Raw genomic sequence first — 12,887 nt, forward strand, 5'->3', positions numbered from 1 at the left:
GCGGCACATTGCCGGAACGGCGTGGTCGACCAAATGCTACATGAACATGCGACCGCTCTATCAGCCACAACTCTCTGAAACCGGAGCCGTCGCCTGATCAAAAGTGCGAAAGATTCTGGACAGTACCAAGCAATACAGCTATCCTCGGCGGGGTTCTGATTGTCGCCTTTCTGACTGTTCTTGTCGTTATTTTTGTAGAAGTAAACGGCCCAGGTGCGGGCACGTGAGGGAGCAGAGCTGGGTTATATCGCAGTCGCCGTTCAGCTGATCTCCCGCAACTGTTCGCTGGTTTCGATTCAGCGTTCACGCAAGGGACTCACGGGAATTTGTCCGTCCTCCAGGGTGCGGCAAGACCACACTCCTACGCTGCATTACCCGGATGCAGCGTCTGACGAGTGGAGTCTGCTGGGTCGACGGCGAGATTAGGCAGGATGAGACGATGTTTCAGCCGCACTCATCTACGTCCGATCGCGGGTGTATTTCAGCGGCCGATTTTTTCTCATTTGTCTATTAAAGCGTACTCTCCTGTAGAGCCCGTCAAAACCGAAGACGGCACTGATTGACATTGACGGTGTGGTCGAACCGCTAGTCTTGTGGCACTGCCTGACGGTGGGCCCGTCACATCTTTCTGGGGCGGAGCAATGTAGCGCGCTGTTGATCCCAGCTCGGCTACTTTTAGTGGCGACCCGCTCATTTGGATTCAACTGCACCGCCAAGAGCAAGCTCTGCCATGTTTTTAAGACTTGGCTAGCTTGGTACGATTTTCCTCAAGCTCGACGGCACCCATCAGGACAGCCGCGGAGACGTCGCTCAAGGCGATCAATCAGAAGGACAGGGGCGAGACGACCCTTCAACTCACCGGAGAGATCGCGTTCTACGACGGTCCGGTCCTAGCGCGCGTGCGTCACTCACGCTGCTTGATCGCAAATCGGCTATCCAGCGAAGGTGGCCTCACCGGGGGCCCTCACCGGAGGAGTACTTTCTTACGGCCTTCCCTAAAGTTCTTTGGCCTTTCGCGTGATGCGCTCACCCGTTCGAAGCCGATAAAGGCAAGATCATTGTTGCAGCCTTTGTACGCGCGCATCCCAAGATATGCAGGGGCGGTTCTGCGCGATACCCTCATGCGGCGCTTGAGGGACAATCCTTTACGCTTCGCGAAATAGACTGCGCAGCATTTCTCGCTCTCATGAATCCAGGACCAAAAGTGATTGGCCCCTCTTCGCCGGCAGGGAATTCAGAGCGCCGCGCGGGGCGCGTCCTGCTCTTCGGCTTCGCCCCACTGGACAAATATTCCCCTTTTGCCTTCCTTCTTGAAAAAATCGAGCACATCTTACCTGCGTCGCACCGAAGCAATCGCAATTGCGGCCACAGAGCAGTTGGCAGCAGATCTCATCAGCTCCCCACGGTTCTTAACGAGAGACGCGCCCTTCACATGGCTGCGAGAGGAATGAGGCATAGAACTGTCAACACAAGCTAGATGATCTCGAAGTATCTCCGACGTTCAAAGTCGGTCACTCGATTTTGAACGGCGTCCCATTCCCAACGGCGCGAGCAAGAAAATGCTTCAACAAACCTTTCGCCGAAAACCTCGTTCGCTGCTGCTGACTGTGCAAAACGAGAAGTTGCCTCTGATAGGCCTTGAGGTAGTCTCGCAGTCATTTCCACGCTTGCATCGCCGGCGATCGACGCGGGTAGTGCCACACCTGTCTCGACTCCCAATATTCCGGAACCAATGGCACATGCGAGCGCAAGATAGGGGTTCACGTCTGCGCCAGCCAGCCGATATTCCAGACGATGGACGGATGGCTCTCCCGAGATAGCGCGAACCGCGCAGGAGCGGTTGTCAACTCCCCAGCTTGGACAGATTGGTGCCCAGCAGCCAGGCACAAACCTCTTGTAGCTATTGAAGTTCGGCGCAGCGAGCACACAAAACTCGTTCATGTAGTTTAATTGTCCGGCGATGAATTGCCTCATAAGCTTTGAGAAGTTGCCGACCGCATTGCTGTCGTGAAACGCATTCTGACCATCCGAGGACATCGAAATGTGAATATGGCCGGACTGGCCCGGCCAATCCTCGGAAACCTTGGCCATAAATGTAGCCATCATGCCTCGCCTTTGCGCCCAGGCCTTTATCATCGATTTGAATATGGTTGCTCGATCGGCCGCTTCCAACGCATCACAATGACGAAGTGACGCTTCGACCACGCCCGGTCCGGTTTCGAAGTGCAGTCCGCTGAGAGGTATTCTAGCTTTCTCACAAAGCGCCAAGATCTCATCGAACAGCTCATGTTGAGCAACGGAGCGCATAATCGAGTAGCCGAACGGGCCCCGTGTTAAAGGAACCCATTCGCTGAACGGCTTATCCTCAATTGTATCGGCGTTCTCCTTGAACAACATGAATTCAAACTCGAACCCGACAGCGCATCTGTATCCGAGGTCAGCAGCCCTTCTCAGGACTTTACGCAGAACACCCCGCGGGCAGATGTTCTCATGTGCGCCTGTGAACTCGGCAAGGTAGAGATATTGATTGCCGACGTCAGACACCGAACGGCCGGTGGCAGACAGAATACGCAGATCAGCATCCCCAAATGCTGATAACGGCTGCTGCGTGAAACTGATCGGAATGACCCGATCCGAACAATCCCACGCCAGCACTGCTTCAGAGAACTTGATGACTTTGTCTTGACCAGAGAGATCTTCACCTAAGAGGTGTTTGCCTCGCAGCACACCGTCGAAGTCGCTTACGCCGATCATCGCCGCGCGGGCTGGATTCGCTCCGGTCAAGGTTGCTTCAGTTGCCATCACTGGCTATCCCGCGCCACCAATTCGAACACCTGATCCATTCGCATTGCTCGCAACTTGTGATAGTCATCATTAAGCTGATTCATGTCGCTATTCACGAGATAGACGATGCCTGGTGTCGACGCCAAATCGATGGTCGGAACCAGCTCTTCACCCATTGGAACGAATGCGATGGCATCCGCAAAGCTCGGGAGTTTGCGGATTGCTTGGAGTCCCGGGTAGCCGGCAACGACGCCGCCCCTGTCGGAGATCAGGGAGACACAGAGTGCGTGCGCGTTCCGCTTGTACGGCCCGCGCATCCTCATGTACTCACCAAAGCCCTCGGGATCTGCGTAGCGCCAAGCGGTCAGTGTGATATGGTTATGCCCCAACGCCATCGTTCGTGCTTTTGCCGACATAGTCCCTTGAAGCCTCGCCCCGAAGTCCACCAGAACGGGCCCCCGATGATCGACAATAATCTCGGCATGAGCCGGTCCCTCGAGGATCTGAAGTGCCTGCAACGCACGTTTCAGGTAGTCGGAGAGCTCCTGAACGATTGGTTCGCTGCCGTCCAACAATCTCTCGAGTGAGCAGACCGATGATGCCCCCTCGATAGGAACGGTGTCATAGGTCCAGGCCTCCGTAACGAAGGCATCTCCGTGGATCGAGATGGCGTTTACTGTGTATTGTTGACCGTTTATTTTTTCCTGTCCGAGAGCAAAACGATTCAATGCTCCGACACGGTTCGTCTTCCCGACAATCGCGCTTAGAGCACGCTGAATATCGGAATCTGTCGAGCAAAAGAATACATCCTCGGTGCCCGTACTATTCAGAGGTTTGATCACGATCTCGTCGAAGTTCGCTTCGCGCCTCCAGCTTGCGATCTCTACAGCATTGTCCGACACGACTTGTCTGATCGATCGCACACCGGCATAGGTCAGCGCGCAAGACAATCGCGCTTTGTCACGCCGAGCAGCCGATAGAGCGGTCCCGTTTGAAGGTAAGCCCAGCCGCTCTGACAACGAATCGGCGAGTTCAACTCCAGACTCGCAGCCGGCGATAACGAACTCGACTTCTCTGCCATGGAGCGCCTGAAGATGATATTCAACGATGTCATCATACTCCATGCGCTCGCCGGGGCGAATGACCTCATCGTACAGATCCTCATTGAAATGCGCTTGGAATATAGGTGGAATCTGTGCGGCCGACATCACATGCACGGTCCCAATTCCATAGCGCTTGAATTCTTCGGGAAGGTAGCGACCCGTAGAGTATGCGTCCACGACTACACATTTACGTTCTTTCATGCGGATCTCCGATACTGCAAGTAGATGTTGCTGACAGCGATAGCCGTAATGAGGACATTTCCAACGAACGTATGTGACGAAGGCACGATGCGAGAATCGAAGTACTGGAACAGGAAGGTGACGATGGGGGCGGTGGACAGGACCATGTTGACGGTGAAGGGCTCTACGCGGCGAATGCCCTCCTGAATCAACAGCAAAGGCAAAACGATCGTCGACAGCCCAATTGCTGCGATCGCAAACCAATGCTGCGAGATCTCGGGCACGATAGATGAATGATCGACCAGCCCCAGCAGCAAGAGAATGGTTCCATAAAAGCGATGCGCCAGGACCTGTCGGCCGGAAAACCCACGGTCGAACAGCACCTTGACAAGTATATTTGTGAGGGCGAGCGATAGGCCGGCCACGATGGCCAAGACGATGCCAAAGGACGATCGGGCCCCCCACTCCACGCCCGCATTGCCGCTGGCCGAGATCCAAATCATGTAAGTCCCGATCGTCGCAATCGCGGCGCTCACGACAATATCGGATGTTGGCGGGGCGCCCCTGCGCCTGATCAGGGCGTTTAACCACACTGTTGCGGCGGGCCCCAACGCCACCATGAAAGCGACCACGATCGCAGGTTCAGCGTATTTCAGTCCTATAAATAGTCCGATCCAGCTGATCGCCGTCACGACGTTGAGTGCAACGAAGACCAGGAGCGACCATTTTCCGGCTCTTGCTTCGCCTCCCTCGTGGCGCGCCAAGAAGTTGAACGTCAGACAAACCACAGCGAACGACAGCAGGAGCGCCACGAACACATCGGCTTGCTGAAAATACGATGCCGCATAAACCTCGCCTGCCGCGCTCAGAACGACATAAAGCGCCACAAAGAACACTCCTAGAGCGAAGCCGCTCGTCAATCGTCCACCCTTTTTGTGCCCGCGAAGCCGGGCGGAGCTCTCGGAAGCCCAGGCGCGCGCGTCGGTTTCGGAGGACGGCCCTTTCGGCTCGCGCGAGCCACGTTTCGTTTGCAACATCACGATCTGCCTCTAGCCCTTCTTAGTTCGGCAGTACCCAACACACGCCTCTCCAAATGCTTTGAACAGTTGCTTGCTGAGGAGGTCGGTTGAGACGTGCCATTCGGGGTGCCATTGCACACCGATTTGCAGCGTCGGAGCGCCAATCACTGAAGCTGCCTCGACCAGACCGTCAGGCGCCCACGCCTCGCTCCTCAGCGCTGGGGCAAGCGCCTCGATGCCTTGATTGTGCAGCGAGTTGACTTGCGTTTCGATCATCCGCGCGATTGGAAAGAGTGCGCCATCGGATGATATCCTGACGGGGTGCGCGGCATCGTATTGACGGTCCCTGGGACGATCTGGCTTCTCGGCATGCATGGCGCCGCTTTCTCGGCTCCACTCCGCAAGCGATGGGCGGAGTGTTCCGCCGAAATAGACGTTGAGTTCCTGAAGCCCACGGCAGATACCCAGAATAGGCATTCCGAGGGCGATGGCGCTCTCTATGGCCACGGCAGAGAGCCTGTCCCGGGGACGGTCAAGGATCCCAGGCTCAACATCCTGCCGATCAGGATCCGCAAAGGACGCGGGCGCTGACAGGACTGCGGGGTCCACGTTCGATTCATCGCCTGTCAAGACCAGGCCGTCGAGCCGGCGCATGATGGCCGGGGCGACTTCGTCCCCGGCATCTTCCGCGTCGACGGTCGGCAATACGACGCAAGCCACTCCCGCATGCCGATGGAGTGCCTGCACGTACTTGCGCCGTAACCAGTCGCGATGCACACCATCGACCAGAAGACGGTTCGAAGTGACGCCGACAACGGCTTGGGTGGGCTCGGGCTGTTGCAACCTCACGCCACCTTGCCTCGCGTGCGAACACCGGCAACGGACTGCTCATACAGCCGTCGATTTCGCTCTTTCAACTGAGTTATGACGCTAGGCTGACCTTGAGGTCCCTTGACAAAGAGCCCGCCCCAGGTGGCGGCGACCTTCGCGTAGTTCGGATCCTGCATTCGGATTTTCTGAGCCTTGCGCAACAGCCAAAACGGGATGCCGGGTGAAAGGTGATGCTCAAGGTGGTACTCATCCAGATTCTGTCCCAGGATGGCTCGTTCGAGGAAGCTTCCTTTCCGATTCCTGGTGAGATAGACGTTCTGCGTCTCTGTTTCGCACATGGGTGAGTGCTCAGCGAGTTCGATAAACCAGCCGAGGACCTGAAACGTGGTGAGATAGGGCACGATCCAAAACAGGACGACGATATGGAGCAGACCAAGAGCATATGACCCGGCCAGGATGCTGAACCAGAACAGATAGAAGCCATACCTGTCGACAAGTATGCCTGAGCGGCTCTGATCTTCGGTCTCTTCGATCGAAAATCGATTAGTCCAAAGATACTTCAGATACGCTACTGTCGCGCCGCCGAAGATCGGCTTCCAAATGATGTTGAAAGCGTATCTCTCTGGAGGCTGCACATCGTAGACGCCGCTGGCCAGGAAAAACTTCAGGTCGGGATCCTTGTCCGGGTCGCCGAGATAGGGATGATGCAAGTAGACATGTGAGATCCGGTAGGCCCAGTGGCGTTGGAACAAGGGATAGGAAGCGAACAGAATGCCCAGGACATAATTCCAGGTCGTATTCTTCGCGAGCGTGCGGTGAGCCGCATCGTGAGCGATGGTTGTCAATCCGCGTTGATAGGCACCGATCAGGAGAACGGCCAGCGGGTAGAACCACCACGAGACAGACACGGTCGCAAGCGTGCACGCTGTGATGACAGCGTAATCTTTCGCAATGTAGGCAGCCCCCGTGATGTTGTCCGGCCTTAGCTCCGAAAGCTGCTTATTGATCTCCCGACTGAATTGAACGGCCTCATAGCGTGATGACCTCAGTTTCCAAGCGTCTGCCTGATTCATGAGAGCCTCTTCCTGATCGCCTTGCAGGTTGTCAGATTGCGGAAAGCGCCTTGTCCAGATCGCGCAAGATGTCGTTAACATCTTCGATGCCGACACAAAGCCGGATTGAGCCCCCAAATATGCCGGCGGCTTCGCGCTTTTCCCGCGGGACAGTGGTGTGGGTCGTCGAGACAGGATGAGTCACGAGCGTGCGGGCATCTCCCACATTGGAAACGTGATACATCAAGTCAACGTTCTGGATGAACTTGCGCCCGGCCATTTCGTCTTCCACTTCGAACATGACCATCGCCCCATGTCCGTATGCGGTGTTGAGTGTCTGATCGACGACTTCCCGATCAGCGCCCTCAAAGAGCCCCGGGTAGAAGACGCGACGCACTTTAGGATGCTCCTTTAGAACGCCGGCGACGATCCTGGCATTCGCGCAGTGCTGCTTCATGCGAAGCGGCAGCGTTTCAAGCCCTTGGATCAGTTGAAAGCTCGCAAACGGGGCGATGGCTGCACCCGTATCACGCAACCAGGTCATGCGAGCCTTGAGGAGAAACTCGCTCTTTCCTAGATCATCGACATCGCGCACAGCGTTGTGCCAGACAATTCCGCCATGCGCTTCGTCGGGACCGTTGAACAAGGGAAAGCGGGAGGCTCCCCGATAGCTAAATTTGCCGCTGTCAACGATTAGTCCGCCGAGCGTCGTGCCATGACCGGATATATATTTTGTTGCAGAGTACGTCGTAACTGCAGCGCCCAGGTCTGACGGCCGACATACCAGCGGCGTCGTCGTATTGTCTACGACCAGAGGCACGCCGTACCTTCGGCCGATTTCCGCCAGCTGTTTGACGGGGAGCGGAATCAGACAGGGGTTCGAAATTACCTCTCCGAACAGGCAAATCGTGCGATCATCAATGGCCCGTTCGAACGTCTCAGGCCTCCGGGGATCCGCTGTCCTCACGCTGATTCCCAAACGCTTTAAGGTGTTGTGGAGCAGGTTCCAGGTATTGCCATATAGATACGGAGAGGCAACGATATTGTCCCCTACTTGGCCACTTGAAAGGTTGATGATCGCAAGGAACGTCGCCGCTTGACCTGACGCAACGGCGAGCGAGTCGCTGCCCATGTCGACGGCCGCGTAGCGCTTCTCCAGCGCGCGGGTCGTCGGATTGATAATCCTCGTGTAGGTGAACCCATCCGCCTTGACGTTGTAGACGTCAGCGATGTGATTTAGATCGCCATCGAGTTCATAAGCTGTATTCTGGTAAATCGGCACTGCGACGGCTTTTGTCACCGGGTCGCGTCGATAGCCCGCATGCAGAACAGCAGTCTCGGCGGAAAGCCGCAGCTGCCGCTCCCCAGCTGCTTGAGCCGGCATCTTTACGCGCGCCCCATATGCCTCTTGGCCCGACGCCGGCCTTGCTGACCGAGCCGGACCGGAGCGGAAATATGTACGAAAGGCGCATCCCAATTTCTCAATCCAGCTGGATTGGATTTCCCCAATGCAACCGACCCGAAAGCTCCGCGTCGCAAGATGCAGCTTCGAGTAGACGTAAAGATTGTGGGCCGCCAAGTGGCGATACAGCCCATCGAACCCTGGCTGGTCCACTATTCCGGGCGGCGCACTGAACGCAACACAGACCGGTGACTGCAACTCGGGGGACAACAGCGGAGCCACTATCCCTTCGAGTTCCTTGATGAGGTCGTCTCTGACCTTCTCGTACCTGAAGCGCCTGGCATCGATGCCTTCCTCGTGCAGAATCTTCAAAGCCATTGCCGTTGCCTGAACGACGTGGGTTGGAGGGGTCGACCGCCACTCACCCGTGCGCTCGAGCGAGCGCCATTGATCTCTCACATCGAGCACAAACGATCTCGGTTCTTGAGTCGCATTCTCCAGTAGCTCGCGCGAGGCGGTGACAAACGCTACTCCCGGCGGCCCTTCTATGCACTTGTTGCTCGATGTGACCAGTACGTCAGGTCCACGCTGGCTCAGATCGATATTGAGGGCGCCGAAGGAACTCATCGCATCGATGATGGTCTTTACGCCACGTCGCCTCGCCACCTCCACGATCTCGTGCAGCGGATTGACGATTCCGGTTGTCGTCTCACAATGCACGAAACACAGGTGCGTAACGCCGGGATTTCGGCTCAGATACTCGCCGATCTCTTCCGGATCCAACGGATCGGTCGCGCGCTTGACAAGCTTCAGTGCTTCGACACCCCACAACCGCAAAATTTGTAGAATGCGCTCGCCATAGATGCCGTTTACGCAAACGAGCGGCCTGTGGGCTCGGGACACAAATGAAGAGAGGGCCGCCTCCATTGCAAAGGAGCCACCTCCTTGAATAGGCACCACCGAATATTCCTCAGCGTTTCCCAGCAAGTCGAGCATCAGCCGCCTCATGCAGGCGGTCACCTCCTTGAACTCGTCATCGCGAGACGCTAGATCAAGCTGCATCTGGCTCCTGACCGCCAGCGATAACGATAATGGACCAGGCGTCAGCAAAGACCGCTGTCTTGTCAAACCATTCCTCCTAACATTGTATTGGTCGATGACCTGGAGTACGCACACCAGGGAGCGCCGTGGCGCGCGTCCCATTCCTCATCAACAGCTTCGAATGAAGCGACATGTATCGCGGACGCGTTTCGCGTCGGCGCGCCCGAAAAGGCTGTCGGATGACAACCTCCATATCTCATCGCGGATGCGAGAGCGATGTTTCACAAAGCTCCTCATTGACGCCCTTCAGACCTCCCAAATAGCCTTTGGCACTAAGCAGTCGGCGCAACTGGCGCCGACGTACGCTCTCCTCCACTGTCACGTATGTGCAAGCTTGAGCGCGGTCGCCCTCTTGCAGCCATGAAGCGCCAATCGGCCGTCGATTTATGTGTGAGCCTGTCCGGTCAGGCACGCTTTACGCTAGCAAGGCGATGCAGCCAGGAGTCGACGTGCCCGGATTATCAATGCCTGACACACTCGATGATCGTGGTTCGCAGCGGGAGTCTAATGCGTTGCTTTGGACTTGATACATTTGCACTCCGTCGCTAGTTGGAGGATCTGGGACGCTGATGACTGTCCATTTCGGAGATCGTACAACTTGACGTTACGGGCGGTTCAACCCTCTCCGGGCATTTTCTCACGTAAATTTTTCTGACGTACTCCCATTTGGCGGCGACAAGCTGACGTAAGCAGCAGAAGACAGAGGATTCACATCGCGGTTGAATCGTAAGCGGTGTTTTCCTCCCACCTGAGATCAGATCGGGAATGGTCGGCTCGGGATTACACTTTTCATCACCAACGTCGAATTGAGGCGCATGACGTGTGGCAGGGCGAGAAGGCTGTCGTCGTACAGTCTTTGGAATGTAGCTAGGTCCTTGCTGACGACGTGAAGCATGTAATCAGGCTCACCGAAGAGTCGCTGGGCTTGGACTATCTCGGCACCCCGAGCAGCGCCTTCTCGAACGCCAACACGTTTTCTCTGCTCCCCTCGCGAAGAGTCGCATAAACAATAGCCGCAAACCCAAGGCCCAGCTTCGATGGCTCTACGGAGGCTCTGTAATCCGTTATCACTCCGGCTTCTTCCAGCGCTCTCAACCGACGATGGCATGGCGAAAGGCTTAAACCGACGCGCTCCGCTAAGTCGGCAGCAGAAATGCGGCCTTCGCGCTGAAGAATAGCAAGTATCTTGCGGTCAATTGCGTCCATGCGAGAGAATATGCCTCATATCGCTCGTTCATTGCAATAAATTGGGAGCACATTTCGCCAGCGACGCCGTAAAAATCCGCATCTCGCAATCAGAGGTGCATGAGATGGAAATCGGTTTGGTCGCCGCCTTTTGGGCTTTGTCGCTGTCACTTGTCCTGACACCAGGAGCCGATTGGGCTTACGCGATATCGGCAGGCATGAAGGACTCGTGCGATAGTGCCTGCCGTGACTGGAATGTTGCTGGGGTACGTAGCAATCACGACAGTAGTAGCCGGGGGTGGGAGCCATCGTCGCCAGCGTGCCGTCTGTCCTAACTGGGCTTACACTGATCGGCGCGGCCTACTTGTTCTATCTTGGGCTTGCGGTTTCACGGAGCCCGCCCCTTCCGGAAGCAGGCCAACAGCAGACAGGAAGTTGGTATCAGTGGCTGACGCGCGGCTTTGGTATCAGCGGCATCAACCCTAAAGCGCTGCTGCTCTTCCTGGCCATCCTACCGCAGTTCACCAGTCGTCTGTCTACGTGGCCGATATCGGAACAAATCGCCTTGCTGGGCGTAGTTCACATAACCAATTGTGCCGTGATTTACACAGCAGTGTCGGCCACTTCACGTGCTGTCCTTCGAACCAGACCACGCATTGCTCGGCTGGTCGCACAAGCTTCCGGTGTCGCGATGATCACTATCGCAATCGTGCTTATTGTCGAACAGCTATCACAGTTCAGCAGGTGACTGCTCGTTCGATCAGGGCATTCCTGCAAACGTTAGCCATTTGTCCGCCGCGAATAGTTCCACGGCATCAGCACGTCGATATGCATCTGCCTGTGCCCGTTTACGATGGCGGTGAGTGTGGAGGACAGGTAGGCGAACGGATCGACGGCATTGAGTTTGCACGTTTCGATGAGTGAGGCGATCGTCGCCCAGTTCTCCGCTCCTGCATCGTGTCGGGCGAAGAGGGCATTCTTCCGGTTCAACGCAATCGGCCTGATGGTGCGCTCAACCGTATTGTTGTCGATCTCGATCCGGCCGTCAGTCAGGAAGACGCAAAGGCCATCCCAGTATTTGGCGATATAGGCCAACGCACCTCGCCGAGCGGCGACTTGCCCGCGACACGGGCGCGATGATGCGTCAGCCAAACCCTCATGTCCGCGATTAGCGGCGCTGATCGTTCCTGCCGCCCGGCGAGTCGAGCTTGTGCGGAACCGCGCAGTTCTGCCTCGATGATAGAGTTCACCAATCCGCTTCAAGCCTTCGTCGGCAATCGGCGCTGATCCGGTGCGAGTGATCTCGACCAGTTTACGACGAGCATGCGCCCAACAATAGGCAAGTTGGATGTTCGGCCCAACACGATCCGGCGCGATCAGCCGATTATGTCCGGCATAACCATTTACCTGAAGGATGCCCGTAAATCGTCGCAATATCCGCTCGGCTTGTAGCCCGCCGCGACCGGGTGCATAGGTGAAGGCTACCCCCGGCGGCGCACCTCCGTCCCACGGTCGATCATCACGGGCCAGCGCCCAGAAGTATCATGTCTTCGTTTTACGAGAACCTGGATCAAGCACCGGCGCACGGGTCTCGTCCATGAAGAGCTTCGTTGACCGCTTCAGGTCCGCAAGCAAGGCATCGAAAACCGGACGCAGTTCGAAAGCTGCCCGACCAACCCAGTCGGCGAGTGTTGAGCGGTCGAGATCAATCCCCTGGCGGCTCATGATCTGGGCCTGGCGGTAGAGCGGCAGATGATCGGCATACTTGGACACCAGCACATGCGCGATGGTCGCCTCGGTCGGCAGTCCTGCATGGATCAATCGTGCAGGTGCTGGAGCCTGCGCTACGCCGTCGGTACAGGCACGGCAGGCGTATTTTGGACGATGAGTAACGATGACACGGAACTGCGCAGGGATGACATCCAGCCGCTCGGATACGTCCTCCCCTATGCAATGCAGGCCACCGCCACAGTTGCAGATCAAGCTCTCCGGCTGGATGATCTCTTCGACACGAGGAAGGTGGGCGGGAAGAGAGCCACGATTGGCGGCGCGAGATTTGCGGCTCGGTTTGCCCGAGGGGCTATCGGCTTCATCTTCGGCATGGATGGCCGCTATGGCGGTTTCCAGGTCTTCCAATGCGAGATCGAATTGCTCGGGATCAGACTTCTCGGACTTGCGCCCAAAGGCAGCCTGCTGAAGGCGGCGACCAGCTTCTCTAGCCGTCCGATCC

At 56.7% G+C, this 12,887-nt stretch carries 10 protein-coding genes and 2 pseudogenes; 2 read left to right on the forward strand and 10 right to left on the reverse strand.

From position 1 onward, the window contains the following. Positions 1 to 334: 334 nt before the first annotated feature. Positions 335 to 514 (forward strand): annotated as a pseudogene (locus tag EHH60_RS38915) (hypothetical protein); the annotation flags it as partial. Between the two features lie 959 nt (positions 515 to 1,473). Here the strand turns inward: EHH60_RS38915 and EHH60_RS35415 are convergent. From EHH60_RS35415 to EHH60_RS38405, 8 genes are all read right to left on the reverse strand, one after another. Further along, a complete protein-coding gene (locus tag EHH60_RS35415; protein ID WP_124163815.1) occupies positions 1,474 to 2,802 on the reverse strand; it encodes a glutamine synthetase family protein in 1,329 nt (442 codons plus the stop codon). After that, positions 2,802 to 4,088, reverse strand: a complete 1,287-nt coding sequence (locus EHH60_RS35420) for an ATP-grasp domain-containing protein (protein ID WP_124163816.1) — start codon at positions 4,086 to 4,088, stop codon at positions 2,802 to 2,804. Before EHH60_RS35420 ends, EHH60_RS35415 begins: the two co-directional genes overlap by 1 nt. Further along, the gene (locus tag EHH60_RS35425) at positions 4,085 to 5,104 is read right to left on the reverse strand and encodes a DMT family transporter (protein ID WP_245454679.1); all 1,020 of its coding nucleotides are present in this window, start codon (positions 5,102 to 5,104) and stop codon (positions 4,085 to 4,087) included. The genes EHH60_RS35420 and EHH60_RS35425 overlap by 4 nt, the downstream gene beginning before the upstream one ends. Positions 5,105 to 5,116: 12 nt before the next feature. Continuing rightward, positions 5,117 to 5,935 carry a gamma-glutamyl-gamma-aminobutyrate hydrolase family protein gene (locus tag EHH60_RS35430; protein WP_124163817.1) on the reverse strand — a complete coding sequence of 273 codons (819 nt, stop codon included), beginning with the start codon at positions 5,933 to 5,935 and terminating at the stop codon, positions 5,117 to 5,119. Continuing rightward, the gene (gene rtxC / locus EHH60_RS35435; RefSeq protein ID WP_124163818.1) at positions 5,932 to 6,990 is read right to left on the reverse strand and encodes a dhydrorhizobitoxine desaturase; all 1,059 of its coding nucleotides are present in this window, start codon (positions 6,988 to 6,990) and stop codon (positions 5,932 to 5,934) included. Before rtxC ends, EHH60_RS35430 begins: the two co-directional genes overlap by 4 nt. A 31-nt stretch (positions 6,991 to 7,021) precedes the next feature. After that, entirely contained in the window at positions 7,022 to 9,433 is a 2,412-nt protein-coding gene (locus EHH60_RS35440; protein WP_245454680.1) for a 2-aminoethylphosphonate--pyruvate transaminase, read from the reverse strand. Between the two features lie 793 nt (positions 9,434 to 10,226). Further along, a complete protein-coding gene (locus tag EHH60_RS38920; protein ID WP_502697435.1) occupies positions 10,227 to 10,511 on the reverse strand; it encodes an Lrp/AsnC ligand binding domain-containing protein in 285 nt (94 codons plus the stop codon). Then, the gene (locus EHH60_RS38405; RefSeq protein WP_245333203.1) at positions 10,403 to 10,678 is read right to left on the reverse strand and encodes an Lrp/AsnC family transcriptional regulator; all 276 of its coding nucleotides are present in this window, start codon (positions 10,676 to 10,678) and stop codon (positions 10,403 to 10,405) included. The genes EHH60_RS38920 and EHH60_RS38405 overlap by 109 nt, the downstream gene beginning before the upstream one ends. 277 nt (positions 10,679 to 10,955) lie before the next feature. Between EHH60_RS38405 and EHH60_RS35450 the strand changes: the two genes are divergently transcribed. Beyond that, positions 10,956 to 11,405: a LysE family translocator gene (locus tag EHH60_RS35450; RefSeq protein WP_199752467.1), complete on the forward strand. Its 450-nt coding sequence runs from the start codon at positions 10,956 to 10,958 to the stop codon at positions 11,403 to 11,405. A 32-nt stretch (positions 11,406 to 11,437) separates the two neighbouring features. Here the strand turns inward: EHH60_RS35450 and EHH60_RS38730 are convergent, their stop codons facing one another. Together EHH60_RS38730 and tnpC are read right to left on the reverse strand one after the other, a co-directional pair. Further along, complete coding sequence (locus EHH60_RS38730; RefSeq protein WP_349546189.1) at positions 11,438 to 11,587, reverse strand: transposase domain-containing protein; 150 nt, start codon at positions 11,585 to 11,587, stop codon at positions 11,438 to 11,440. Then, a pseudogene (gene tnpC / locus EHH60_RS35455) lies at positions 11,573 to 12,802 on the reverse strand (IS66 family transposase); the annotation flags it as partial. The pseudogene tnpC and the gene EHH60_RS38730, both read right to left, overlap by 15 nt. Positions 12,803 to 12,887: the final 85 nt, after the last annotated feature.

Origin of the sequence: Bradyrhizobium sp. RP6, from assembly GCF_003837805.1 — a bacterium.
Taxonomy (GTDB): Bacteria; Pseudomonadota; Alphaproteobacteria; order Rhizobiales; family Xanthobacteraceae; genus Bradyrhizobium.

Coding starts and splice junctions, on each gene's coding strand:
- EHH60_RS35415 (WP_124163815.1), bottom strand. CDS start 2,802: ATGGCAACTGAAGCAACCTTGACCGGAGCGAATCCAGCCCGCGCGGCG.
- EHH60_RS35420 (WP_124163816.1), bottom strand. CDS start 4,088: ATGAAAGAACGTAAATGTGTAGTCGTGGACGCATACTCTACGGGTCGC.
- EHH60_RS35425 (WP_245454679.1), bottom strand. CDS start 5,104: ATGTTGCAAACGAAACGTGGCTCGCGCGAGCCGAAAGGGCCGTCCTCC.
- rtxC (WP_124163818.1), bottom strand. CDS start 6,990: ATGAATCAGGCAGACGCTTGGAAACTGAGGTCATCACGCTATGAGGCC.
- EHH60_RS35440 (WP_245454680.1), bottom strand. CDS start 9,433: ATGCAGCTTGATCTAGCGTCTCGCGATGACGAGTTCAAGGAGGTGACC.
- EHH60_RS38405 (WP_245333203.1), bottom strand. CDS start 10,678: ATGGACGCAATTGACCGCAAGATACTTGCTATTCTTCAGCGCGAAGGC.